22 protein-coding genes are annotated in these 24,583 nt (G+C 46.2%); 12 read left to right on the forward strand and 10 right to left on the reverse strand.

What is annotated here, in order from left to right:
- Window positions 1–128: 128 nt before the first annotated feature.
- Window positions 129–1,712 carry a D-arabinono-1,4-lactone oxidase gene (locus ACJJIY_RS18865; protein WP_444932837.1) on the reverse strand — a complete coding sequence of 528 codons (1,584 nt, stop codon included), beginning with the start codon at window positions 1,710–1,712 and terminating at the stop codon, window positions 129–131.
- 118 nt (window positions 1,713–1,830) lie between these two features.
- A complete protein-coding gene (locus tag ACJJIY_RS18870; protein WP_444913443.1) occupies window positions 1,831–3,699 on the reverse strand; it encodes a carotenoid oxygenase family protein in 1,869 nt (622 codons plus the stop codon).
- Between the two features lie 570 nt (window positions 3,700–4,269).
- Between ACJJIY_RS18870 and ACJJIY_RS18875 the strand changes: the two genes are divergently transcribed.
- Window positions 4,270–4,650: a VOC family protein gene (locus tag ACJJIY_RS18875; protein ID WP_413665310.1), complete on the forward strand. Its 381-nt coding sequence runs from the start codon at window positions 4,270–4,272 to the stop codon at window positions 4,648–4,650.
- 65 nt (window positions 4,651–4,715) lie between these two features.
- Here ACJJIY_RS18875 and ACJJIY_RS18880 read toward each other — a convergent pair whose 3' ends face one another.
- Together ACJJIY_RS18880 and ACJJIY_RS18885 are read right to left on the reverse strand one after the other, a co-directional pair.
- Entirely contained in the window at window positions 4,716–5,486 is a 771-nt protein-coding gene (locus ACJJIY_RS18880; protein ID WP_444913442.1) for a hypothetical protein, read from the reverse strand.
- Between the two features lie 135 nt (window positions 5,487–5,621).
- Window positions 5,622–7,022: an aminotransferase-like domain-containing protein gene (locus tag ACJJIY_RS18885; RefSeq protein ID WP_445358601.1), complete on the reverse strand. Its 1,401-nt coding sequence runs from the start codon at window positions 7,020–7,022 to the stop codon at window positions 5,622–5,624.
- A 119-nt stretch (window positions 7,023–7,141) separates the two neighbouring features.
- On the opposite strand from ACJJIY_RS18885, the gene ACJJIY_RS18890 reads away from it, so the two are divergent.
- Window positions 7,142–8,053 carry an EamA family transporter gene (locus ACJJIY_RS18890; protein WP_445358602.1) on the forward strand — a complete coding sequence of 304 codons (912 nt, stop codon included), beginning with the start codon at window positions 7,142–7,144 and terminating at the stop codon, window positions 8,051–8,053.
- On the opposite strand, the gene ACJJIY_RS18895 is transcribed toward ACJJIY_RS18890, so the two are convergent.
- Window positions 7,984–8,835 (reverse strand): LysR family transcriptional regulator, encoded by an 852-nt coding sequence (locus ACJJIY_RS18895; RefSeq protein ID WP_445358603.1) that lies wholly within the window; start codon window positions 8,833–8,835, stop codon window positions 7,984–7,986. The two genes, ACJJIY_RS18890 and ACJJIY_RS18895, sit on opposite strands and share 70 nt — an antisense overlap.
- A gap of 135 nt (window positions 8,836–8,970) precedes the next feature.
- Between ACJJIY_RS18895 and ACJJIY_RS18900 the strand changes: the two genes are divergently transcribed.
- Window positions 8,971–10,056 (forward strand): NAD(P)/FAD-dependent oxidoreductase, encoded by a 1,086-nt coding sequence (locus ACJJIY_RS18900; protein ID WP_445358604.1) that lies wholly within the window; start codon window positions 8,971–8,973, stop codon window positions 10,054–10,056.
- A gap of 125 nt (window positions 10,057–10,181) precedes the next feature.
- Here the strand turns inward: ACJJIY_RS18900 and ACJJIY_RS18905 are convergent, their stop codons facing one another.
- Window positions 10,182–10,631, reverse strand: coding sequence for a phosphate-starvation-inducible PsiE family protein (locus ACJJIY_RS18905; protein ID WP_413665304.1), 450 nt, complete (start codon window positions 10,629–10,631; stop codon window positions 10,182–10,184).
- Between the two features lie 146 nt (window positions 10,632–10,777).
- The gene (locus ACJJIY_RS18910) at window positions 10,778–12,946 is read right to left on the reverse strand and encodes a jacalin-like lectin (RefSeq protein WP_445358605.1); all 2,169 of its coding nucleotides are present in this window, start codon (window positions 12,944–12,946) and stop codon (window positions 10,778–10,780) included.
- A gap of 754 nt (window positions 12,947–13,700) precedes the next feature.
- Between ACJJIY_RS18910 and ACJJIY_RS18915 the strand changes: the two genes are divergently transcribed.
- The 8 genes from ACJJIY_RS18915 to ACJJIY_RS18950 all read left to right on the forward strand — a co-directional run bounded on the left by ACJJIY_RS18915 (window position 13,701) and on the right by ACJJIY_RS18950 (window position 20,398).
- Window positions 13,701–14,384 (forward strand): hypothetical protein, encoded by a 684-nt coding sequence (locus tag ACJJIY_RS18915; RefSeq protein ID WP_445358606.1) that lies wholly within the window; start codon window positions 13,701–13,703, stop codon window positions 14,382–14,384.
- Between the two features lie 311 nt (window positions 14,385–14,695).
- A complete protein-coding gene (locus tag ACJJIY_RS18920; protein WP_444905652.1) occupies window positions 14,696–15,256 on the forward strand; it encodes a hypothetical protein in 561 nt (186 codons plus the stop codon).
- A gap of 273 nt (window positions 15,257–15,529) precedes the next feature.
- Complete coding sequence (locus tag ACJJIY_RS18925) at window positions 15,530–16,036, forward strand: P-loop nucleotide/nucleoside kinase family protein (protein ID WP_445358607.1); 507 nt, start codon at window positions 15,530–15,532, stop codon at window positions 16,034–16,036.
- Window positions 16,037–16,160: 124 nt separating this feature from the next.
- Window positions 16,161–16,751: an SMI1/KNR4 family protein gene (locus ACJJIY_RS18930; RefSeq protein ID WP_445358608.1), complete on the forward strand. Its 591-nt coding sequence runs from the start codon at window positions 16,161–16,163 to the stop codon at window positions 16,749–16,751.
- 241 nt (window positions 16,752–16,992) lie between these two features.
- Window positions 16,993–17,715: an arsenical resistance protein ArsH gene (arsH, locus tag ACJJIY_RS18935; protein WP_445358609.1), complete on the forward strand. Its 723-nt coding sequence runs from the start codon at window positions 16,993–16,995 to the stop codon at window positions 17,713–17,715.
- Window positions 17,716–17,813: 98 nt separating this feature from the next.
- The gene (locus tag ACJJIY_RS18940) at window positions 17,814–18,764 is read left to right on the forward strand and encodes an alpha/beta hydrolase (RefSeq protein ID WP_444905654.1); all 951 of its coding nucleotides are present in this window, start codon (window positions 17,814–17,816) and stop codon (window positions 18,762–18,764) included.
- 21 nt (window positions 18,765–18,785) lie between these two features.
- Window positions 18,786–19,547, forward strand: coding sequence for an amidohydrolase family protein (locus ACJJIY_RS18945; protein ID WP_445358610.1), 762 nt, complete (start codon window positions 18,786–18,788; stop codon window positions 19,545–19,547).
- A 350-nt stretch (window positions 19,548–19,897) separates the two neighbouring features.
- Window positions 19,898–20,398 (forward strand): hypothetical protein, encoded by a 501-nt coding sequence (locus tag ACJJIY_RS18950; protein WP_445358611.1) that lies wholly within the window; start codon window positions 19,898–19,900, stop codon window positions 20,396–20,398.
- A gap of 1 nt (window position 20,399) precedes the next feature.
- Here the strand turns inward: ACJJIY_RS18950 and ACJJIY_RS18955 are convergent, their stop codons facing one another.
- From ACJJIY_RS18955 to ACJJIY_RS18965, 3 genes are all read right to left on the reverse strand, one after another.
- A complete protein-coding gene (locus ACJJIY_RS18955) occupies window positions 20,400–21,797 on the reverse strand; it encodes an MFS transporter (RefSeq protein ID WP_445358612.1) in 1,398 nt (465 codons plus the stop codon).
- Window positions 21,798–21,907: 110 nt separating this feature from the next.
- Window positions 21,908–22,987 carry a LacI family DNA-binding transcriptional regulator gene (locus ACJJIY_RS18960; RefSeq protein WP_445358613.1) on the reverse strand — a complete coding sequence of 360 codons (1,080 nt, stop codon included), beginning with the start codon at window positions 22,985–22,987 and terminating at the stop codon, window positions 21,908–21,910.
- Between the two features lie 71 nt (window positions 22,988–23,058).
- Window positions 23,059–24,318 carry an MFS transporter gene (locus tag ACJJIY_RS18965; RefSeq protein ID WP_445358614.1) on the reverse strand — a complete coding sequence of 420 codons (1,260 nt, stop codon included), beginning with the start codon at window positions 24,316–24,318 and terminating at the stop codon, window positions 23,059–23,061.
- A gap of 101 nt (window positions 24,319–24,419) precedes the next feature.
- On the opposite strand from ACJJIY_RS18965, the gene ACJJIY_RS18970 reads away from it, so the two are divergent.
- The gene (locus tag ACJJIY_RS18970; RefSeq protein WP_445358615.1) at window positions 24,420–24,572 is read left to right on the forward strand and encodes a hypothetical protein; all 153 of its coding nucleotides are present in this window, start codon (window positions 24,420–24,422) and stop codon (window positions 24,570–24,572) included.
- The last annotated feature ends 11 nt before the right edge of the window (window positions 24,573–24,583 follow it).

A 24,583-nucleotide genomic window follows, 5' to 3' on the forward strand; every position in this document is an offset into this window, starting at 1 on the left:
TAAGGCATGAAAACCGATTGTAGGCTTAGTCTCTCGAGCATTCTTTCCCGCTTAGCAGTTAGAAGCCTCTTATTGCTATTCACTACCAATTAAACGCAGGGGGTGGAAATATCACCCCCCAAAGTGCTCTAGTCAGCTTTACAAATCCTTGCGCCTGAATACCAAACTCCCGCTTGGCAGCTAGCACCCTCCTCACAGTGTTCATCTATTTGACAATAGCACTGACCATCGGGATTGCAGCCAGGAGTTAAATAGTTTTCCAAAGGATCAGCCCCACTTACTCGATTCCAAAAGGGGTTGGAAAATATATTGTTTGGGTCCAACTCTTCTTTAACATCCATAAACTGGGACCACTTGGGGAAACGCTCAGCCATGTCCTCAAAAATAGCGACTGAATTCTTACCCCAATGAGGTCTGGCTCCATACTTCCGGAGAGACATTTGCTCAATTTCCAAATTGACAAAGTAGTTCTTTGGCACAGCTTCACCTCGTTGACGAAGGGTATATTCAATCCCTACAAACGCTGTGTCACGGCCTGCTGTCATTCCTAAATAGCTATCGGAAGCCTTGCCAAAACGGAAATAAATACCATTCAGCGGAAAACAGGTTTTTTCACTATTTGCAATAATCTGGCGGACATCCGCAATCCAGTTGGGCAATTCTTCAAATGGAATCGCGACTTCCTGAAGTGCAATTGGAAGGTTATCCCAGACACATTTGTCTGGCTCTTTACATACGAAATGTTGCATCAAGTCCGCGTGTCCAGTGGGCTTAATAAACTTCTTCAAGCCTGAATCAACATCCCTGAAATAGGAACTGGAGCGAGCAGTATGGCGAAGAGAAGCTGCAAAACACTGCAATGCGGCACTATCGGCTTCATGAAGGCTATCAAATATCAGTCCAAATAAATATTCGGAGAAGTCCGATACATCTGCCTGGGCATTGTAGGCATTACCCTTAGTCGACAAAGGTACCTTGTTGTAAGTTGTTACGGTATAGCGCCCTAATCCCGGGAACCAGGCAACATTTGCTGAATGATTATTTCGAGCCAAATCAAGAACAACCTCCTCCAGCTCATCATCGCTGTGATACCCCTTTACTTTTGCTTGTACCTTATAGCCAGGTTCAACCTCTATGGTCACCTCAACAACTACGCCTAAAACACCTAGGTTTACCCTGGCGGCATTGAGCATCTCACCACTGATTACTCGTAAGTCCCCATTGCCATCAACCAACTTCAATTCGGTGACATAATCAGAGATCATGCTGCTTTTTTGTGTAAAAGTTGAACCGTGAGTACCGCTTCCCAGCATACCGCCTATCGTGAATATGGCCAGCTCTGTCACCATCGGCACACTTAGTTCATACTCTCGAAGATAGGCGGTCAAATCCCGGAATCTCATACCGGCCTGAACAGTAACCAACAGGTTATCTTTGTCCAGGCTAACGACCTGATCCATATTTTCCAGAGTGATTTGCACCTCTCCATTTCCTGCACAGGCCGCATCAATCTGACTATTGAATCGGCGACTCCCTGTCATCACTTTACGGCCTTGATCCGCTGCATCACGTACTATCTGCTGAACCTCATCAATACTGGTCGGATCATGGATAACACCAGGGAAACAATCCTGAGTATCCTGGTAGTTTTTTAATACCTCAGGCACTTCAATTGGCGGCGGTAGCTGTTCTGCAACACTTGTAGCAGCCATGAAAACGCCTGCTACACAAAGAGCTTTTTTACACCACCTCAATAAATGTTTGGATTTGGTTATTATTTCTGCACACATACCTAAATTCCCTTTATTGCATTAACTTAGACTGGATAAATCAACCAAAACGGGGAAGTAGCTCCCCATCGATGATGTCCCGAACATTACTGCTGTGATCAGGCGCCTTACTGCGAAGAAAATCAGCGTAATTTGACCGGTAGGCCGATAAAGGGCGACGACCAATGGATGGCACCCACAGTGCATGATTCGTGGTTGCAAATTCCAGTGATCGGTTAGCTAGGATACAAATTGGCCCACCGCTGAGACGTGCCGCATCAAAAATCCAAAACTCTTTACCATTGGAATCGGATGTCGTTGGATATTTGCGTACAACTGCTGCAATCACATAACCGTCGTTCTGGGCCGTGGAGCCCGGGCGGGCCATAAATTGCGGTGTACGCATTACGCAATCTTCTGGGAACTGAAAGGCATCCGCAATTTTCATATTGACGCAGTCCATATGAATCAAGGCAGAGGGACGACTTTCTTCAGGCATATTCCAATAGCCGTAGTGGCGCTCAGGATAATCGCGATATGCCCAGGAAACCCGCATAGATATATGGTCAGGCCTGTAACCCACAGCAGCCCAATAAAGGTGCTCAAAGGTTTCAGGGAACTGGAAGTGCCCACGGTAAGCCGGATCATTCATATCCCAGGAAAGCGCATCATCCCGAATAACCCGGTAATCTTCTTTTATCTCAATAGCTGAATTTGAGTTAACTCGAATCCGGGCACGTACCAAACCTCCAACATCCAGCGGTGCTGCAGGGTATCCGGACAACCACTTGGGTACCAAACCTCCCTTCTGCAGGATTTCAAAGCGGAATAACTGCTCAGATTTATCCATTGCCCCCATATATTGGCCATACAGGGTAATCTCACCCGCATTGTCATCGTAGTTGCAGACAATGTCCGAAGTATCAAAGCCGAGCTCCAGGTAATCTGCGATAATAGTATCAGCACCCGGCACCATATCGGCCTTCCGAATAACCCAACACCGGGTCCGGTGTTCTTGAGGCAGAACAATTCGTGTTCCAATAATTCGGGTAGATTCAACTCTCGCTGCAGTTTCAAAGACAATGATATGATTTCGCGTTACTCCAAGAGAGTGTGAGCTTGCAGCAATATAGGCGTTGTTACCCTGGCGATCCCGAATTTTCCAACTTTCAAATGCACCCTCTCGATCCCAGCGAATTAATCGAATAAATCCTGAGCTACCAGAATCACCAATATTTCCACCATAGTTGATGGTGATACAGTTACCTGTTTCCAGATCAAAGAAAGGGTGACCGGTGGTCCGAACCTGGGGAAATAGCCACTTTTCTGGGGTTAGATTTTCAAGCAGCGGAGGTAAGCTCGACTTCCATTCATTCACTTCTCCAATAGGGGTTACCATCTCTAGAGTTGTAGCATCAAACTCATAGGGCATACCCCCTTCATAACTCATTGCAAAACGGTTATCTCCCATATAGTTGGGGGCCGTATTGCAGTAGTTCATAAATCCCAGATTCGGGCTTGAGTATATTGTCCCACCTAACAAATTGAATTTATCAAAGCCTGTTAAATCCTGCTCCTGCATTATCGCAGACGCGGTACGTATCATTTTTCGGGTATAGGGAACTTCACTGTTATTGCTCCGCCCAGTAAAGTCGAGCCGGGTCAAAGCTCCCTTTCCATTAGGTGTAAGATGGTTGGACGCCAGTGGAATACCCTCAGCCATAAGAAGATGGCCAATAACATCATCGGGTAAGATTCCCTGTATTACACTGAGCACTCCGGAGGAATCTGATAGATCACCAACCATTATTGACTCTGGGAAACTAGAGCCATCCAAAGCATTACTTGTTCCAGCCTTAGCTGATGCCACTCCCATAAGCGGTGATGCAGACATTACACCTGCAGCCTTTAATAGATCTCGACGCTTCATTTTTTATCCCTAAAAAATACGGCCGACAGCTTAACCTGACCATAAAATTAAATTTTTTAATGAAATAATTGGCGCAATTTACACCCAAAGTAAACCTTTAAGCGAAAACCATTTATTATTTTTTATCAAATCAAACCTCCAGAATTTTAACCCCTTAAAATTCACACTATCAACCTATATACCACAATAAAAATAAACCAAACCAGAAAATACAATCTATCAAGCAGAACAAAAAACAAACACCAGTCAGTCAAGCAAAAAAATATCGATAAGAAATCCGATATCACCCGAATTAGCCACCACATTATTATCAACAACAGAATTTAAAATAAATATTAATGATCATTGAATCGCACAATATTTAATATATCTGTGAGGCATCTCATATATAAACCGCAATAGATAGAAAGCTGCACCAGTCCACACACCCTGAGAGGTACAGCCTGGAGGTAACGGATATACGAACAATTCTATCAGGCAATGAGTGAATGATTATTCATTGATGTTTAATAGTATTGGTATACAATCTTTCACGCACAACTACCCTAAAATTAATTTAAGGTGACATCAATGTTTAGTCATATTATGGTCGGGGCCAACGATATCGAGGAATCAAAGGTATTTTACGATTCCACTTTCGGAATATTGGGTTACAAACCCGGCACTATTGATGATCGTGGCCGCTGCTTCTATTTTAATGACAACGGTATTTTTGCCATCACCAAACCCATCAATGGGGAGCCCGCAAGCCATGGCAACGGCAGCACTATTGGCTTTACAGTAAACAGTTCTGAAGAGGTTGATGCCTGGCATGCTGCAGGTATTGCCAACGGTGGTACCAGCTGCGAAGAGCCCCCAGGCGTACGGGATAGCGCCGTAGGCCCAATCTACCTCGCCTACTTACGAGACCCTGCTGGCAATAAGCTCTGCGCACTGTATAGAGCAAGCTAATTAGGGTTCGCAATCAGGAGCCTCCCCTTACAGGGAGGCGCTGTATAAGTGGACTAATAGTGTAATCAGTCCCAGCGGTTGAAAATAACGTGCATGCCGTGATGATCGTCACTCACGAATACGAAATAGCCGGCGCCAGTATGTGCAGTTGCGCACACCTTCGTCCCCTGGGAAGTCTCAGAACACTGCATTTTATAGGCTTCGATTCCCGAAGTGTCGTATTCACACTGACTGTATTGGCTTTCAAGAGTTTGCACCAAGTCTCGGCTGCCCCTTGCCAATACATAGCGGTAATCACCAAAGTAGCGATAGCTGTAGGTGTCCAAGTAATATGCTTGAGAGTCACCGCCGCCTTCCAGAAGCTCGCTATAGCAAAGTTCAGGCCTGGCCATCCACAGCGTTTCCTGATCATTCGAAGAGTGTATTCCTGGCCAATTCTGTTGGTCATGTTGAGAGAGTACTACGTTGGTTGAATCAACATAGTCTTTCACAATGACGTAGTCACCTTCATCACTTTCTATTCTGCAAACCGGCGCACCGCCAATAAAATTATCACACTGAACCATATCCAGGCTGACTTGACTTGTCTCGCCAGCACAGTCTTCTGCAAAGCTTTCAGCCCAGTATTGCACAGCCTTAACTGCATACTCTCGAGAGTCTTCTATTTCATAATAGAAATCTGAAAAGATGCGATAAACCTCGCGATCATTAGTATTGCTTGCAGAAGCTGCTACAGAACACTGACTAAACTTAGGCAGTTCAAAAGTCTGTTCTGCTTGAGCGGGAACCGCACCGGCAATAGCAATCGCTGCTGTAAAAGTGGCAAGAGTTTTCATTAGATGTCCTCCGTGAACAATCATCCTAAAAGGGACGCGGATTCTAGCAGAGGAAAAATAACTATCAAAAGCAGTGTAACGATATGAAAGTTCAGGTACCTTCTTCCAAGGTTGTGAATATCTGAATAATATTAATTATCGGCATCCGTGAGTTAACTCGATAAAACGTTCCAGCTGAAATCCGGCCTCAGTCTTCCCTCCATCTTTACTTTCAAGCGGCCAACCACAATTCACCCGCACACAATCACCGTAGAGATCAAGCGTGCTGAAATCTGCACCGCCCAACAAGGCTATATTTTCTTCGGAAGCCATACGGCAAAGACTCCGGCTGTCCAACCCTGGGATCTGCAACCAAATCACCATTCCTCCATGGGGGTCACTGATACGCGATTCATCGGGCAAGTTTGAACTTAAGTAGTTGCGATAGGATGCGACCTGGAAGGCAAGCTTTTGCCTGAGTCCCTGCACATGACGGGAGTATTGGTTGGTACCGATGAAATCGGCTACCGCTAATTGGACGGGCAAGTTCACACCAAAACTTTCGATAGATCGATAGTGTTCATATTGTTTTAGATACCCTCCTGGTAAGCACCACCCCAGGCGATAGCCTGCGCTCAGTGTCTTGGAGATAGAGCCACACCACAGCACATACCCGCTCCGGTCCCAGTAGCGCACGGGCATGGGCAGACTTCTTTGAAATCCGAGTTCCAAATACACATCATCCTCGACAATTGGAACCCGATATTTACCAGCCAGTGCGGCCAGGTTCTCTTTCTGCTCAGAGCTCAGGGACACGCCCGTAGGATTCATGTGACTGCTACTAAAAAGACCCGCCTGGACCAATCCCTGCTGCATATAGCGCTCTAGCTGTGCGAGGTCTAAGCCGTTTTCAACAGTCGGTATCTCAACGACTTTTCGTCCCATCAACGCCAACAGATTAAGAAGACCGTTGTAACAAGGAGAACTGATCGCAACAGCTTCACCGGGCTTAGTCGTAATGGCAATCGCCGTGCGGACGGCATCCATACAACCATTCGTCACTACTAATTCATTGGCAGAGAAATGCAAATCATAACTGGCAAAGTGTGCGCTAAGCGCACTGCGTAGAAGCGGCTCCCCTGAGGAAACCGGATAGCCATGCATACTGGCGCCAGCCTCTCGGGTTGCCCGCCGCATACTGCGCTCCAGGGAATCTAACGGCAATAGATCTGGGGATAAAGACGCAACACCCAATGGCCCTGTTCCCAACCCACGGAAATAGCAATCGTGATTTACTGGATCTGTTGTTCGGCAGGTGAATGCGGGCATTATGGGAGGCGGGTTACTGCTGGGAGGAACTGAAGCAAAGAATCCAGATTGCGGTCGAACCTTCGCCCAGCCGAGCTCCTCCAGCAAGTAGTAGGTGCTTTGGGCTGTTGTCAGGCTCACTTCGTTTTGTGCAGCGAACCGCCTGAGGGACGGCAGTTTATGACCGCTTGGTATTCTCCCTGACTGAATATCCTCTATACAGCGTTCGGCAAGCTCTTTATACCGCACCTATCCCCTCTCCGATTCCGTCTCCGCCCAAACTGTATACCTATTTTATACAAAAATTGTATCTGTATACCTTTTTTCATTTCTTGGATAGTTAGCCCCGAGACAAATTGGAGGGGCTGATGCGGTACTCGGATTTATTACTTGGTGTGCTACTAATGGCAATGTGGGGGTTCAACTTCATTGTTATTCAGATGGGAACGGAAGATCTGGACCCACTCCTTCTGGTGGCTTTACGCTTTTCTTTGGCCGCCTTTCCGGCAGTGCTTTTCGTTTCCAGACCGACAGTCAGCTGGAAGTACGTTCTGGCCTACAGCCTGACTTTTGGCTGTGGGGTTTGGGGGATGGCCACCTGGGCAATCTCTAGTGGACTCTCTGCGGGAATGGCCTCACTTCTTTTGCAAGTAAATGTTGCGATTAGCTTACTATTCGGCTGGGTATTCCTGAAAGAAAAGATTATCCCGCAGAAAGCTCTTGGGGCTCTACTTGCCTTGGGAGGGCTGTTGCTAAGTTTGATGGTTGAAGATGGCACTGTGCCCCTTATCAGTATTGCACTTATCCTAATAGCGGCTACCAGCTGGAGCATCAGTGGGCTCATTGTAAAGGCCAGTGGCACACAGCAAGTATTTAGCTTTATTGTCTGGGGGCTATTATTTGCACCGTTACCACTGTTCGCTGCTACCTATATTAAAAATGGTGCGGAAATATTTTATGAAATTCAAAACAGCCTTAATGGAAAGTTGATTTTCTCCATATTGTTTCAGGCCTACCCAACCACTCTGCTGGGATACTGGTTCTGGAACCGGTTAATCGTTAAGTACCCGCTGTCTACTGTTGCGCCTTTAGGTTTACTCTGCCCCGTTTTTGGACTCTTTTTCAGTTGGTTATTAACTGGCGAATCGATTGGTTCAGAAAAGTTAATGGCCGCTATTATGATTTTCTCTGGGCTGGCGCTTGGTATTGTTCATTTTCGCCAGAGCTTTAAGATGCTAAGAAACTCACGGATTTTTGGCATGTTAAACATATCGCGATGAACAAGTATCCAAGTTGAGACTTGCCAGCTTTCAGGCGTAGGAATCTCAATAATATCTTCAAATTTTTTAGCCAGGATTCTCGGCATGGCGCCAATACCGCAGCCTGAAAGCACTGCCGGGTTAAGAATTTGCTGACTGGAAGCAATCAGCACAATATTTTGATCGGGAATATGATTATAAATCCATTCATTCCAGTCAAAGTGTAACGGGCGATCACCTAGAGCCAAAAACCTGTGCTCTTGAAGATTACTTTTATCGGGAAGCCCATACTCTTCAATATAGGATTTGTGAGCATAGAAAACGAACTCTGTAGTGAAAAATGGCAGCACGATATTATCGGGTGTCGTTGGTTTCTCACCGACACGAATTGCAATATCAGCTTCACCGTACTCCAGGTTAAAATTGCGCAGGTCCCCGATTAAATTGACAAGCATACCTGGGTGCTGGGCCTGGTACTGCCTAATGAGCGGCATCAACAGGTCTACCAATTCGCCGACAGAGGTGATGGTGAGGTTGCCTTGCAAATTCTGCTCTTTGCTTTGCAACCGCGAGGACAACTGAGAAAAATGGCTGTCCGTGACCGCTCCCAGTCGCATAACCTCCAGCCCCGCCTCCGTTGGAATATAGCCTTTGTCATTGCGCTGAAATAGTACAACCCCAAGGCTCTCCTCCAGTACATTAATATGGCGCATCACGGTGGACCTATGAATACCAATCTCCTGGGCCGTTGCACTCAGAGTGGCCAGCTTATAAGCGGTCCTTAACTCAGTCCATTTATCCATTATTTACCTCAAGCCCCCCATGCTCAGCATGTGCAAATATGCACACTAGAGTCTCATAATCACACATTCACAGCATATTCGCTACACCATAAAATGGATTCAAATGACCTGTACACCCTCCAACGGTTGAAAAATATGGTAATTAAAGCGGAAGTATTGATAGTAGGCGGTGGTTTCGCCGGTGTGTCTGTCGCGCAAGCACTGGAAAGACATGGGCTCCATACCATTCTGGTAGACAAAAAAGATTATTTTGAAGTCACTTTTACCACCTTGCGCAATGTAACCGATCCATCCAGTACCGGGAATCAAGCGCGCAAGTACTACAGGGACTTTTTCTATGGCCGCTTCATTCAGGGAGATGTAATGGAAATGTCTGCGAAATCAGCGCGTTTGGCAGATGGAACAGAGTTACATTTCAACAGTGCCATACTCGCCTCCGGCACCCGATATCCGAGTATGCCAATGGCCAAATCCCTTTGCGCAATGGATATTCAATCCAGAAACCAAGAACTGTTGAACGAGCATCAGCGACTGAAACAAGCAAGGAAAGTCATGGTGATAGGTGGAGGGGTCGTTGGAGTCGAATTGGCGGGAGAGATCGCACACGCTATGCCGAGAACTCAAGTAATTCTGGCACACAATAAAGAGGTCTTATTGGACAACTTCAAGCCTAAAGCACAGATCAAAGCCCAGAGACAATTAGAGAATTTAGGTGTAGAAATTCAGTTTAACAGCCGCTACCAATATCAGAATGGCTGCTATATCGATCTCAACAGCGGCCAAGCCAGCGATGCAGACCTGGTTTTTGAAGCGACTGGTGTGCTACCCAACAATGATTACCTTAAACCGCACTTAGCGCATATCCTTAATGAGCGGGGATTTGTGAAAGTCGATAACAGACTTCAAGTTATTGACGAACCGAGCTTGTATGCACTCGGAGACATTGCAGATATTGGTGAGGCCAAACTGGGCTACCTCGCCTCTCAGCAAGGTGAATACCTGGCAAAGGCCATCGCCAGAAATAGAAAAGGAAAAAGTACCAAAAGCTATAAACGAAACCCACTAATGGCACTAGTTCCCATTGGCCAGAAGCAAGGATTAGTGCAGCTACCTTTCGCAGTAACAACCTGCAACCACCTTGTGCGGTTGAAGCAGAAAGACCTATTCATTAATAAGGTTTATCGTGGGTTTGGCACTCAGCCAAATGCCCGGCTCTCTTAGTTCAGGCTAACTATTGTAAGTAGCTATTAATGCAGTTAACGATATGATTCTATTTTGGCCAACTGTATAAATACAAAAAATAAAATCATAAAGTGAGCATTATCAAGGACAAAAAATCACAAGTACTAACCAGGTTTATTACTTTTTTCCCTCACCAGCCAGTAGGAAACTCCCAGGGCGATAGTCACCAGAGCAATACCGACTATTTGCTCTGCATTAACAAATTTCAAGTCGAGCACAATAACCTTCCGAGCTACAGCCATTAAGGCTGTAGCTAATACCAATTGCACCGGTATCACATTTGTACCCAGGTAGAGTCGGATATTGGTGAAAATTTCAATGGCAATAAGAACGGCGAGAAAGGCCCCAAAAGTCTCGAGGATATCTTCCATATCCAGCAATAGGAATGGCGTCTCCATAAGCCTTTCATAAAGCACATAGACGACATCTGCAATGGTCCAGAATATGACCAACACCATAAGAATGGCGAGAAATTTAACGGCATATTTTATTGCTCGATGTAATTGGTTGATCAGGGGATCAGCATGATCCTCATGTATCTCGTCATATTTCATGGGCTTCGCTCTGCCGATTGATACCGCACATTGCTTGAGTTCGACTATAGGCGAAATCCCCGTATTCAGCCGAGAGAGCTTCCTTTAGTGAGCGAGTAGTAAGAGGAATCCCGGCAGCATATTCACCGCCGGGATATTGTGAGTCGTTAAGGTAGGCAGGCTGCGTTAGAGAAGAAATACTTTACTTCGTAGTCACTACAATCCTCTGTTGCACAAAAGAAGCGGTAATTAGTGCCGATATCGCCTATATGCATGCTTTCGCCGGTTAAGGAATAATCCAACTTCGTATCAACAACCCTTGCCTCAATACCAGCAACATCACTGACAGCACAGCTATTGCTGATGTTTCCCGCTGACTTGTGTTCGTTAAAGCTCTCATAATCAATGCCACCTGAGGAGGGATCATCCAGGTCCAGCCACTCGGTTGCGTAGTACCCTGGATTTACCAAGCTGTTGGACAACTTGTGCACGCCCAAAGCATCGATTTCATCACCGTGGCGCCCGTGGAAAGCAAAAATTTGCTGGGATGAAGTGGAAGAATAAGTTGTACAAGTCCCCTGCTGAGTCCCCCCGGAAATAGATGAGCCATTGCTCGACGTCAATTTAAGGTAGTAAACACTACCCGTATCATGCTTTTCATCGTCGACACAAATTTTAACGTCATCCAAATACTCGCTGCTGGCGGAGTTGAAACTCAGTACACTCCCCATCGAGCCCCCATCTCCATCACCATATTCAATACAGTATTCATGATCACTGGCTGCGGCATGGCTTAGGGACTGCTTAAATTCATAGCAAGCTTTCAAACCATCAACTCGTCCACCAGAACGAATCTGGACAGATTTCAGATTCATAGTACCGCTGCCGAGCAGTTTACGTTTTACCAGGTCGATTGAATCAAACGCATCGCCTCCGGTACCACCGACGGCATCTTTTTTGATGTAGCCAAAATCCGAGTAACTATCTTGGTTGGCGATCCAGAACCCACCAAATGGTTCGTAGTAATTCACCCAAACCGAGGTAGTTACACCTTCTGAATTCCTCTTGGCATAGAGCGCGGCATTTTCCAAAGCGTTATAAGGCATTCCATAGCGGTAGCCATCAGCTTCACAGGCGGAGTAACCTTCACTCCAGGTTCCCGATGCACTGCTGATGTGCCAGTTTCGCTCATCGTCCACACAGGCAAACACTCGCTCCGTACTACAGCTATAGTCACGAATTTCTCCGTCATTACTTAACCAGGCGCAACTATTGTTGCCACTGGGAGAGTCATTCCGCCAAGACCACGTAAAATCTTCAATCTGGGGAGCTTTAGAAGCACCTATAGTGGTCGCATTGGCCTCCACCAGCGCCAACTCAAGCATGTTATACCCAGATACTGCTTTCTCCAGGATCTCACTGCCGGAATACTTGATGTCATCCTTGCTATATTCCGTTGTTGCATCCAGGGCGACACTTAGATTCCCATTGTTGTAGTGGCTGGTTGCGCTGGCATTACCATCGATATCTGCTGTTAGCTGGCTGGAATTTTGTGCAAGTGGCTCATTAGAAGTGAGGTTTCCAGATGCATCCATTTCATCCACACCGATCCAGACATTACGTCTGAATTTCGATGTGTTTGACTCGTCATGGTAATCACACAGATTGTTATCACCAGTGTGCGGATACTCTCTGGGCACCTGAATAAATAGGATAACGTTGCGTCCCGCATCCAACACATCCTGTTTAGTCAGTGTTTGCGCCGGCAGGGAGGCGCAATCATCTTCTGTATAGCCCCAGTCGGTAGGCTTAAATACCAGATCCCCCAACCTGCTTTCAATTTTCTCACCAATCTTATTGCGGAAGTTCTGGTGGTAATCAGAATCGTAAGCCTCAAACTTTAGGAATATGACTTCATCGTTATTATCTTCAAGAAAATCCTTAATCTCATCCAGCCCATCCCCCAGCGTTGCAGCTGTGCCAAACATATAAATACACATAGTGGCCTCTTCCAGGCCCATATGACACAGGTGCGGTGTTGAGCTGAAATTGGAAGCAGGGTAAGTATCATATTCGGCCAGACGTATTCCCCGACTGAATAATTTCTCCGGCGCGTACCACTGGTTTACATCGGTATATACACCCTGATCCCACTGATAGGATGCATAGGCATTATGCGCTCCCGCCCACAAGGTCTTTGATAAGGGAGCCTTTGTATCAATCTGCCCCTGTAAATCCAGGCGCTTCACTTTATCATCGCTAGCATCAATTTCGCCGACAACAGACATCGAAAAACTCAAAAGCAAACTTGATACCAAACCAATTGTTTTATGCATTATTCTTTTCCTGATAAGTATCTTGATAGTTACCGCTAAAATAAAAATCCCAGTAAGTATTTCCCCTCAGTTGAATTGACTAATTGGAACAAGCGTACACGCCTGTCGTGAACCGCTAAATTACAACAGTACTGACTGGTCAATTTTAGTCATTTACCCTACTTTACATTTTCATAATTTGCGCACTTTTCAGTACTGACAAACATCCATCTCCGAATTAAACATTCATAAAACTACCCGCTAGCGGGGGGCGCAAATAGTAGCTACAGAGCATGACCAATCAGTTACGAGCTTAAGGCAGTTATGTAAATATCTGCCCATTTGTAACAGGGCCAACATAAATGACAGACCAAATGTCCCTCCAGTATTTAGGGTTCAATCACAACCTTGGAAGTAATATCACGCACGTTAAATCTTCTGGTTTAGGAGCAGAGTTTGGGCATCTAATTCATCTTTTCAGATTATTGATAGTTTCAAAATATAATTGGGACAAACCTTAAAAGAGTCAGCATCACACTCATCAGCTAACATCGATAAAAAAATAGACGACAAGAAATCTTCTCCTTAAAGCGTAGAGTTGATTTAAAGCTAAGCCGGATTCAGATATAAGAAGAATACAACTTAGATATTTATACTTACCAAACAATGAATTGAGCACCCAAGGAGTGGTAGGCTTATTGAAATATTAGATTCATAGAACAAATAGAAACTTATAATTTCCGCCCCAAGAAAGCAGCCTTATCAAGGAGAGAGAATGAAAAGCAAGGCACTTATCATACTGAGTAGTATTCTTATCGCCTCATGTGGATCTATGCGACCGCAAAATGCAAGCAATTATCAGCAAGACCTGATCACCCCAGAAGAAACAGATAACTTTGTACTCACCGAAAGCAGCACCTTCGATGAACCCATGCTGGGAATTGCCCTAAAGTACGATAATAAGCAGTATCCTACCGATATTATCAATGTCTATATATACCCTATCGATAGTATCACATGGGAAAATACAGATGAAATCATCTCCATTGAAATGGGCGATATTATAGATGAAGTTGACTTTGCTATAGAGCAAGGGCATTACAAGTCAAGATCGCCAGAGACTATTGAAAACTTCAGTTTTAAAATCGGTGAAAAGCTATATTCTGGAAAAAAGTCATCTTTCACACTTACCAACAGAAACGATGCTGAATACTTCTCAAATAGCTATGTATTTGTCGATAAGGATAAATATATTAAGTTCAGAACCAGCTTCGACAGCAGAGCGACCGTAGAATGGAATGGCGACTCAGCAGTGAAAGAAATACTGCCTGAAATAGTTGTTCCCGACGAGTCTGCGTACATGAAGAACCTGAGAGCTGAACACCAAAAAGAAATCACCAAGAATCTGATAAAATCACTATTCCAAGCTTCTCAAGAATCACAACCCAACACAGAGTAATTTCTCAACTAACTTAATAGCAATTGCGACAAATCTGACTCTGTAAGAGCTGATGGCTACTAGGTGCCGCTTAGCACCAGAGAATTGCAAGCGGCACGCTTTAACTGAAGTCTCCTGTACTTCAACGGCATGAAAGCACACTTCTTCCCCCATTGGCAGGAAATTAGCCCTAGACATCTCCAATTCAGATTTTTAAACAAATCTCACTAAAATCTACACTAACTGGCTAATAAATTTCTCAGGTGGTTGAGATAATACTGGCACTTCGACGTCTATGATTAAGGAGGCACTAAGGAAAGGAAATTCGAATCATGAGCAAAATCCTGCCTCCAATTCTTGCTCTTCTACTCGCCGCATTTGTTTTAGGCGCGCAAGCCAACAACTATGTCAGTAAGGATAGTCAAGCCACTTCGCCTCTCGGATGTATCAGTGCCACATCAGTACTATCTACCCATACACCGACAGATATTACTGCTGCCGCCAAAACATGTACCGAACAATCCAAATTTGATGAGGCAGCTGAGTTGTTAATGGTTGCCAGTGCCTTTGCTTATTTCGACACACAGAGGGTTAGCGACAAAACCGGGCACAATGTATTAAGAGTGATTTTCAACAAAAAATTTAATTCGATGCCAGAGGGAGATCGAAAAAAACTATTCGCCAGCATTAACTCTCTTGATCAGGGCGGCGCAAGGAAGCTGGAAGTTTGTAACTATTTGACAGCTGCAAAGCCGCCATCCTATATACCAAGCTATATGATTTCTCATGGGTTAAGAAAATTTACAGGCGTTACTGAAGCCCCCCTGATAAAAGATTTTGATGCCGATCAAAGCTGGTTAAACTCAATGGTGTTTGTCAAATGCCGCAGTTAATCGGTATCTTGTTGCATAGAGACGAAATACCTATATCAGGCTCACCTTTGGGCTGAATATAAGTATCTAAGGCAGTAAAGATTCCCACGTCTTAAATACTAACCGTCTAGATGGCCTCAAGCATATTCGGCCACCGCAAGTCTGGTATTTCCCTGATGCTTAGCTAAATCGCCACTTCATGAGCTCCCTTTGCCACTATTTACCAAGCATAAAGTTTCAGGCATTATTTTCCCATAGTCGAAACTTTCTCTAATCAGATTAATGGGAAGAACTGTGAAAGAAAACGGAATGCTCTTTTTATTTTGTGGAAAGATGGGCGCAGGAAAAAGTACAAAAGCTGCGGAGATAGCACAAACTACAGGAGCTATTCTTATTTCCGAAGATGAGTGGCTGTCTAATTTATATCCCCATGAGATCTCCTCACTCTCCACTTACATAGAGTATTCTGCAAGATTAAAACCAATGATCAAGTCACATACTCAGGATATCTTGAGGAGTGGCATCTCGGTAGTACTGGATTTTCCCGGCAATACAAGAAAACAAAGATCTTGGTTCAAAGAGATATTTCTGGATAACCTCTTTCCCCATCAATTAATCTATCTTAAAGCCGATGATAAATTATGTTTACAGCAAATTGCCCAAAGGCAAAAATCACATCCAGAACGAGCCGCCTTTGATACCCCTGAGACCTTCAAACAAGTTAATAAGTACTTTGAAGAACCAACCTTATCAGAGAGGTTCAATATTGAGGTGATCGAGCAAAGAGAAATAAGTAAGTAACTATTCTCTGAGTATGAGCACACTTGAGTACACTTAAAAAGAAAGTCTCTATTGAATCCGACTTTAAACAAAGAAAATATGTTATCCTTTTTATGCTGTTTTTACCTTATGATACAAAGAGTTTATGTCATCAGAAACACTATCAAAATCATGGTCCCGTATTCATATCTGGTTAAAAAAGAATGCCCCACAAATCTATGATGCTTTAAATCCGCCCGCTACTGGAACCGAAATAGCAAAGCTAGAGTCCGTTATTGGTTATAAACTACCCCGCGATTTATATGAGCTTTATAAAATTCATAATGGCATAAAATCAAATGCTATTGCTAACTTAGTCTATGGGCTTCAATTTCTTCCTATCTCTGATGTGATTACCAATATTGAACTACAGCTTCACTATGGAAAGCTGCCATTAAAACATGCAGACCCCGGAATTAAGTCAGATTCTTTTGATTTCAGCACTAAACGAATACCGATCGGTGATGATTGCAGTACATGTACGCTCTATGTTGACCTAGAAGCAGATAAGAATGGTAGCAATGGGCAAATTGTTCTGCTTGAGTACGACTACAAATCAGCTTTCTTACGCAGCCCATCCATCACTAATATGTATTCTCAATTTGCTAGTGACCTTGAGTCAGGTAAATATGCTCTTGAGGAAGGTGCCAAAGAGGATGGGATTGATTTTCTCGAAATGAAAAAAGAGCCTAACTAAGATCGTAGCAGGGGCACCTTATACCCCTGCAACCTACTACTGGATTTACAGTGATGGAAGCCAGTCACCCCCCCCTTGGCTTCCAGAACTTCTTACCGCCCCCACATTTTTCGACTGCCCAGTTCTTCCCCCTAAGAGGAGGTGAATGACTCTCTTTGCGCTAGGTCAAGCTTCAAGAGCAAAGTGTTGCCAAATCAATTATTTCGACTATTATAGAAATATAGAAATTTGGAGGTAACTCATGATGCTACCGAACCACACCCCCATCAATATTCTTAATCGCTTGGTGGACTCCCCTCCCAATGGTGACCCTACCAGGATTCTGGTGTTGTACGGATCCCTGAGACCCAACTCCTTTTCGCGCCTATTGGCCAACCAGGTTGTTGAAATTTTGCAGCATTTTGGTGCCGAGGTTCGCTTGTTTGACCCTGTCGACCTCCCTCTTTACGACGGCACCAGTCAGGATCACCCCAAAGTGCAGCAGCTGCGCGAGTGGTCTTCTTGGAGCCAGGGTCAAGTGTGGATTAGCCCGGAAATACATGGAAATGTCTCGGCCGTTTTCAAGAATCAGATCGACTGGCTACCACTGGACCAATCTGCAAGCCGGGCAACCCAGGGAAAAACCCTGGCGGTCATGCAGATTTCCGGTGGCTCGCAGTCATTCAATACTGTCAACAATTTGAGGGTTCTCGGCCGCTGGATGCGCATGTTTACGATTCCCAACCAATCCTCTATTGCCAAGGCCTGGCAGGAATTCGATGAACAAGGGCACCTCAAGGATTCCCCATTCCGGGACCGGGTGATTGACGTTCTGGAAGAGCTGGTAAAAACCACCATTTTGTTGCGTGGCCAGGGTAACTATCTGACCGAGCGGTACAGCGAGAACAAATCAGAGGTGCAGTCAGCTTCGACAACATCTATTCAGACCTTGGTGGCTGAAAGCGGTGTCGCAGAACCCAGCTAAAAGTACTGGCATTTCGCTGCCGAAGGTCCACATTTAGCAAAGGTCCATATCTAGCTATGGACCACTAGATGATAGGAACTCCGATAAGGATCTCGTCAATGAGCTTTTCCCTGGACCCGGACTTTTCAAGCGCCCTTGGCAAGTTTGGCGACTTGCTGGATACCTTGGCAGAAGCGCCTATTGGGGATGTGGATACTCGCCGTAAGAATGGAGCCGTGGTCACTCAAGCACTATTTCAGGGTCGCAGTTTTCCATCAGATGTTTCTTTTCGGGACTTTACCCTAAAGAGTTCAGACCAAGAGGAGATCCAGTTACGCTGGTACCAAAAGGAGAATAGCAAGCCAGGCTCCGCTATTCTCTACATTCATGGCGGTGGGCTCATCTGCCACGATATCTCACGGTACGACTTGGTCATCGCCAAATATGTAGCTGCCAGCGGCGTGCCATTTTTATCAGTAAATTACCGAAAGGCTCCGGAGTTCCCCTACCCTATACCGATTGATGATTGCTATCGGGCATTCATTTGGCTGGTACAGCACTCACAGGAACTCTCCATTGACCCCACGCGAATTGGCATCATGGGAGATAGTGCCGGAGGGGGTCTGGCTGCAGCCCTGACAATTGTCGCTCGCGACAAAAAAGGCCCGTCCCTGGCAAGGCAGATATTGTTATACCCAATGCTGGACGACAGGACGGTTACTCCCGATCCCGAGTTATTGCCATTTATTATCTGGACCTATGAAGATAATCTCACCGGCTGGACCGCTTACCTGGGTAATCAAGTGGGCAGCCCTGCGGTCAGTCCTCATGCTGCCCCTGCCCGCCTGCAAGATGCCAAGGGTCTACCGCCAGCATTTATCGATGTTGGCGAACTAGATATTTTTCGCGATGAGGATATGCAATACGCCCAATTACTCACCGATGCCGGTGTTAGCACGGAGCTCCACGTTCGACCTGGCGTAATTCACTCCTGGGAGCTATTCGCCCCGGATATTCCCGTCTCACAGCGCGCTCTTGCAGATCGAGTGAGAGTCATCCAGGAAATCTAAGCGAGCACGGTGCACCTGACTATGGAACAGCAAAAACAGAGACTTTTTGATAGTCACTTCCACATCATAAATCCCAAGTTCCCCCTATTCCCAAATCACGGCTATTTGCCTCCAACATTTACCGTGGACGACTATCAACTCAAGTTACAAAACTACCAGCTAGTGGGAGGCGCTGTAGTTTCCGGCTCATTCCAGAAGCTGGATCAAACCTACCTTATTGATGCCCTGGAAAAGCTGGGCAAAAGCTATGTTGGGGTTACACAGCTATCCGCCAATACTCCCGACACCACCATTTTGTCACTCCACAAGCATGGAGTCAGAGCCCTGCGCTTTAATTTGGTACGGGGCGGCTCGGAGCAGATCGATTTTATCGATACTCTTGCCCGGCGAGTTTTTGACTTGGCAGGCTGGCATGTCGAACTATACGTTGAATCCTCTGCATTGACCCCTCTCTATAATAAATTGATCGCGTTACCAGCCGCATCTATCGATCACATGGGAATCACTAAGCAGGGTTTTCCCATCTTGCTCAAACTGGCAGAAAAAGGGGTAAAGGTAAAAGCGAGCGGCTTTGGCCGCCTGGATTTCGACCCCGCAGCGGCAATTGTCGACCTCTATCAGGCCAACCCACATTGCCTGATGTTTGGCTCCGATCTTCCCTCTACCAGGGCACCTCGCCCCTTCAAACCTGAAGATATTTTGTTAATTCGCGACACTCTCGATGAAGCACAAGCAGAAAATGTCCTGGTAAAAAATGCCTATCAATTTTATTTAAAAAAATAATGGAATGATGGGGCAGTATCAGGAACTGAGCTCTTATTCTGCTGTCATTCACTACGCTGTATTTTCTAAAAGCGCACGATATGCCTAAATTCGTGCACCTCTCTATACCCACTCAATTCATGCTACAGCAGTGTAATCTCGGGTCATCGATCATCTTTATAAATCACTGGCAATTAAAACATGCGAATTGTAGGATGCGCCGAATATTTCAGGCCACAGGGAACCTGGAAGATACAGTGCAGGAGGTTGTAGTGAAAGGACTGGTAACGGTTATTTTTTCCCTATTTGTGCTATCCGGATGTACCGGCATTGGCACAAAACCCCTGGGAGAAAAAGAGGTAGCGTTAGGTGTGGATACTGAGCAATCCATTAAAGAGAAGCTCGGTAAGCCTTATGAAAAAGGCATATTTGTAAAAAACAATCAACAAATTTTAACACTCGCTTATGCGTATCCCACTACTGGCAAAAAGGCGGTTAGCGAAAATATTAGCGGTACCCGTAACCAGGGTTTCTACTTTTATAACGATAAATTGGTTGGGCAGGATTTTGTCAGCTCTCTCGCTGAAGATTCCACCGATTTTGATGAGTCAAAAGTACCACTTATCAGCGAAGGCCAAACCAGTATTCTCGAAGCTCTGGATTTATTGGGCAAACCCTCTGGCGAATATCAGTACCCACTGATCAGCAATAAATCCGAGAAAGCCAAAGTGTATATGTATAGCCAAACCAATAAGGCTATTTTCCAACCGGTCTCTTATCAAAAAGTATTGATTCTCAGTTACAATACTGATGGCATCATCACGAACGTAAATTTTGCAGAATTAGGAAATAGAAATTTAAGCGAGCAATAAATCATTTCTCAGACAGGGGAGCCCTATCCGCTGGCTTCCCTGAAACAAACAAAAGGCACACTACCAGCCCCACCATCGCCAGATAGGCATTAACCGTAAAAGCGCGATCAATCCCCGTAGAGATATCAGGAGCCATTGCCACAATTGTGGTATTCATACCCAAGCCTATTGCTCCCCCACCAATCTGGAACATATAGAGAATTGCTCCCGCCAAGCTCGCTCGCTCCGGCGCTACAACCGTAATTGCGGCAGTAGTAATAGCAGAGTAAAACAGGCCAATACCCGCCCCGAGAACCACCAGACCCGGTACCATTTGCAAAAAAGTTGTTTCCTTATGCAAATGAGAAAGCATGAACATACCGATACACATGGCAATGGTGCCCGCTGAGACAATCGTTTTTGCACCGAGCGTTTCGTAGAGGCCACCGGCAATAAAAGACACCAAACCAAATGAGACCATCATAGGAAGTAGCCCCATTCCCGAATACATCGCCGAGTGATTATGGACCTTACTCAAGTATTGGGGAACGTATACAAGGGCGGCAAAGAACACCACAGACAGCAACAAGGTAGCTATACCTGCGGCAAAGAAACCGTGATTCGTTACTACATCTACGGGAATTAACGCATCTCTGCCCACATGGCGCTCAACCAGGATAAACGCCCCCATAAACAGTAAGGTGGCTAGTGCCAAGACAATAATCACCGGGCTCTTAAAGCCGATATCCACGACTAAATCCAGCGCCAGCAGAAGGCAAAATAGCGATGTGGTCAGGGTGATTACACCACCGTAATCAATACGCTCAGTGACATTTTCCGGTGTGTCATCCGGGATAACCTTCCAGCAGACCCAAAATGCCAATGCAGCCACCGGTAAGTTAATAAAGAAAATCCAGCGCCAGCTCAGTAAGTCTGTAAGAATGCCCCCCAATACCGGACCAATTGCATTCGCAGCGGCACACATGCCCATCACCAAGCCCCCGGCAAAGCCCGAGCGATCCTCCGGCAACATCCCGTAGATCAGCCCCAGGATTGCCGGCCACATAAGGGCACTACCGATCCCCATCAATCCCCGCGCCGCCAACAGCATTGGAATATTGGTAGCTATGCCACCGAGGAGGGAGAAAAATGCAAAGGCGGCCATGCCGATGAAAAAGATTTTGCGCCGGCCAAACATATCCGCCAAACGCCCACCCGAGATCAGCAGCACCCCAAAAGCCAATGTATAGCCGTTGATAATCCATTGGGTGGTGGTGATATTGGAGTTGAAGTCTTTTTCGATAGCTGGAATTGCTACGGAAAACGCAGTGAGGTCATTTCCGATCAGAAAAATTGCCAAGCTTAGGGCAAACAGTCCCAGTACCTGAATTCTGGTCAGTTTAGTTTTCTCATCTGCCATGTTTCGAGTCCAGCCACAGAGTTCGATTTTACAAGTGTGGCTCAAACTCGGGAAACGGCAGGGACACTAACTACGCCCCTGCTGGCAAACAAAATGGTGAGGGCCTGCGACTAACACTCACCTGAAGTGTCTTGAAAGAACTCTTCTACAGGCTGGTAATCCGGATTGGCACCACAAGAACCCCGCACTACCAGCTCGGTAGGTAGTACATCTGGCATCGCCGATTTTCCAGAGAGGAGTTCCATCATTTTCTCCACCATCAATTCACCACCTCGGTGGATGTTCTGACGAACGGTTGTCAGAGGGGGGGTAAAAAACGGGGCGATTGGAATATCGTCAAAGCCAACGATACCGACATCTTCCGGCACCTTATAGCCACGGGCCTGTAGCGCTTTTATCGCCCCCATAGCGATACTGTCACTGGCGGCGAAAATGCCATCAAAACTAAGCCCTTCCTGCGCAACCAGATCGATAATGGATTGATAACCACTTTCACTGGAGAAACCGGCGGTCAACTGCCTGGTAGTGCCAGACAGATCAGCTTCATTGAGCGCGGCACAGTAACCTTCAAAGCGCCCATTGACCTCCGGGTGAGCTGTGTCGCCGAGAAAGAGTATTCGCCGCCGCCCCAAGCTCATTAAGTGCTCGGTGGCCTGACGCCCGCCCATTTGATTGTCACTACTGACGATGCAATATTCGGCCCCCTGCCTTGAGGTCCCTCCCCAGACAACAAGAGGGTCCCCCTGCTGCTGCAGATCACGAAGTGGGGTATCGTCCACCCCCTGGCCAATCACAATAACGCCATCAGCCCGCCTGGAACTCATCAGATAAGAATGCCAATCCGAGCGGCTGGCAATACTGCTGGAAAACAGTAAATCGTATTTATGCACCGCAAGGCGATCAGCAATTGAACCGATCATATCGATCATAAATGGATCAGAAAATGTCTGGCCGCCACTGCGCCCCGTATTAATCACAACCGAAATTGTATGGCTGCGTTGCAGGCGTAAGTTTCGCGCGCTCTCATTGATTTTGTAATTCATGGAGCTCGCGATTTTTTGAATACGCTCGCGAGTCTTTTCGTTAATCAATGGATTATCGTTCAGCGCTCGCGAAACAGTAGATTCAGAAACTCCCGCCAACCGAGCAATATCGGACATGGAAACGGGAGAGGAGGACCCCTTGGGCATGGCGTACTTCACCTTGTTCGCGGGAAAAATGCCATCTTAGGCCCGTCGCCCAAGTTTGTAAAACCACCCTGCTACCCAGCCAGGGGGGCTGAGGCCTCAAGCGTCTCATCCCCCCGCTCTACGGCGCGACGGAAAAAGAACAGGGTAATCAGAATCACTGTGATGGGTACCAAGGATAAGTAGAAAGCCACCTGGCCATCAAAGGCCTCGAAAACCGACCCGGTAATCAGTGAGCCAGTTGTACCGCCCAGCGCAGAAAAAATCACCAGTAAACCTGTCATTGCAGAGTGCTGGTGGGTGGGCAAGGAACTGAGCATCACAGAATTGATAGCTGGATACACAGGTGCCATAAACAAGCCAATCAGCGGTAAAACAAAAGCCGCCACTGGAGCACTGAGCCAGTTTACATCGGGATTCGCCACAATATTACTCGCCAGGGGCAGGCTAACGACCACCAGTAATCCCATCGCAACTAAGCACACATTCAGCATCGGGTACCAGTGTACTTTGCGCATCATCACACCGGCACCAAGTCGCCCCAACGCCAGCCCTGCGGCAAAGATACTTGCAGCCTGAACACTCATTGCAGCCGGCAGCTTAAGAATTTCATTATTAAAGGTCGGCAACCAACTTCCTATCCCCTGCTCAATCAATACATAGAAAAATACGGAGATCACGTAGATGTATACCAGAGGTTTGGCCATCAACTTTATCATCGCGATAAAGTCCTGTTTCGGGCTAGCCTCTTCGATTCGCGCCCCGGATTCATCCAACTCTGTGCACCAGAGCAATACAAATGCAATCACACAGACCACCGCCAGCACCCAATACACATTGAGCCAGGCAGTCGACCCTTGGTTCGATGAATCAATAAAAGCGCTAAACAGCCAGTAGCCACTGAGAACTCCCACCATAAACACCCCCTCCAGGGTGTTTAGAAGGCTCGCATGTGCGCTGCGGCCCTGCGCTAACAATCCCACGGTGGAGTATGCGGCAACCTTTACCAATGCGAACGCAACACCCACGGACAAGAACAGTAACTTCGCCGTCCAAAACCCGGGTAACAGGGGCATAGCTGTACAAGCCAGGGTGACGATTGCCAACCCCGCCAGCATCGCCCGCTTAAACCCCAATCGGGGAAGCTGGGAAGCAATCAGGAAAGACACTATACCGATGGGGATATCCTTGAACCCCTCCAGCACACTCGCAGCAGATTTACTCACCCCATAGGTATTGATTACCTGCAGGATCACAGTACCCACGCTGTTCAACAAAATGGCAAAGACAAAGTAGATAGTGAATAGAGATAGGAGTATGCGCTGATTCTTCATAGTGGATTCTATCTGGCTCTGTGGTTTAGGCAGTCAGCCGTACCAACCTGTTATTGTACATTTTTTACCCAGACTTTGTGGAGAAAGGCGACTTCTCCCCAATGCCTGAAGATACCCAGTATGTATCAGTCAGACAAAAATTTGCAATCGTTTGCATAAAAACCAATAAAAATTTGGGAATGCCTTATGCCGATCAGTCACAAAACAACTGGCAATTGACCCAGGAAAAGAAAATAACCATTATTTTTCAGTAGCTTACAGACTT

The sequence above is a fragment of the Microbulbifer maximicatervae (SeqCode) genome, assembly GCF_052468155.1.

Bases quoted from the DNA above. Each gene is read 5' to 3' on its own strand.
- ACJJIY_RS18945 (WP_445358610.1), top strand. From the start codon at position 18,786: ATGGAACAGCAAAAACAGAGACTTTTTGATAGTCACTTCCACATCATA.
- ACJJIY_RS18870 (WP_444913443.1), bottom strand. From the start codon at position 3,699: ATGAAGCGTCGAGATCTATTAAAGGCTGCAGGTGTAATGTCTGCATCA.
- ACJJIY_RS18865 (WP_444932837.1), bottom strand. From the start codon at position 1,712: ATGGCTGCTACAAGTGTTGCAGAACAGCTACCGCCGCCAATTGAAGTG.
- ACJJIY_RS18875 (WP_413665310.1), top strand. From the start codon at position 4,270: ATGTTTAGTCATATTATGGTCGGGGCCAACGATATCGAGGAATCAAAG.
- ACJJIY_RS18930 (WP_445358608.1), top strand. From the start codon at position 16,161: ATGTCATCAGAAACACTATCAAAATCATGGTCCCGTATTCATATCTGG.
- ACJJIY_RS18910 (WP_445358605.1), bottom strand. From the start codon at position 12,946: ATGCATAAAACAATTGGTTTGGTATCAAGTTTGCTTTTGAGTTTTTCG.
- ACJJIY_RS18970 (WP_445358615.1), top strand. From the start codon at position 24,420: ATGCCTGAAGATACCCAGTATGTATCAGTCAGACAAAAATTTGCAATC.
- ACJJIY_RS18905 (WP_413665304.1), bottom strand. From the start codon at position 10,631: ATGAAATATGACGAGATACATGAGGATCATGCTGATCCCCTGATCAAC.
- ACJJIY_RS18915 (WP_445358606.1), top strand. From the start codon at position 13,701: ATGAAAAGCAAGGCACTTATCATACTGAGTAGTATTCTTATCGCCTCA.
- ACJJIY_RS18880 (WP_444913442.1), bottom strand. From the start codon at position 5,486: ATGAAAACTCTTGCCACTTTTACAGCAGCGATTGCTATTGCCGGTGCG.
- ACJJIY_RS18965 (WP_445358614.1), bottom strand. From the start codon at position 24,318: ATGAAGAATCAGCGCATACTCCTATCTCTATTCACTATCTACTTTGTC.
- ACJJIY_RS18900 (WP_445358604.1), top strand. From the start codon at position 8,971: ATGGTAATTAAAGCGGAAGTATTGATAGTAGGCGGTGGTTTCGCCGGT.
- ACJJIY_RS18955 (WP_445358612.1), bottom strand. From the start codon at position 21,797: ATGGCAGATGAGAAAACTAAACTGACCAGAATTCAGGTACTGGGACTG.
- arsH (WP_445358609.1), top strand. From the start codon at position 16,993: ATGATGCTACCGAACCACACCCCCATCAATATTCTTAATCGCTTGGTG.
- ACJJIY_RS18960 (WP_445358613.1), bottom strand. From the start codon at position 22,987: ATGCCCAAGGGGTCCTCCTCTCCCGTTTCCATGTCCGATATTGCTCGG.
- ACJJIY_RS18940 (WP_444905654.1), top strand. From the start codon at position 17,814: ATGAGCTTTTCCCTGGACCCGGACTTTTCAAGCGCCCTTGGCAAGTTT.
- ACJJIY_RS18895 (WP_445358603.1), bottom strand. From the start codon at position 8,835: ATGGATAAATGGACTGAGTTAAGGACCGCTTATAAGCTGGCCACTCTG.
- ACJJIY_RS18920 (WP_444905652.1), top strand. From the start codon at position 14,696: ATGAGCAAAATCCTGCCTCCAATTCTTGCTCTTCTACTCGCCGCATTT.
- ACJJIY_RS18890 (WP_445358602.1), top strand. From the start codon at position 7,142: ATGCGGTACTCGGATTTATTACTTGGTGTGCTACTAATGGCAATGTGG.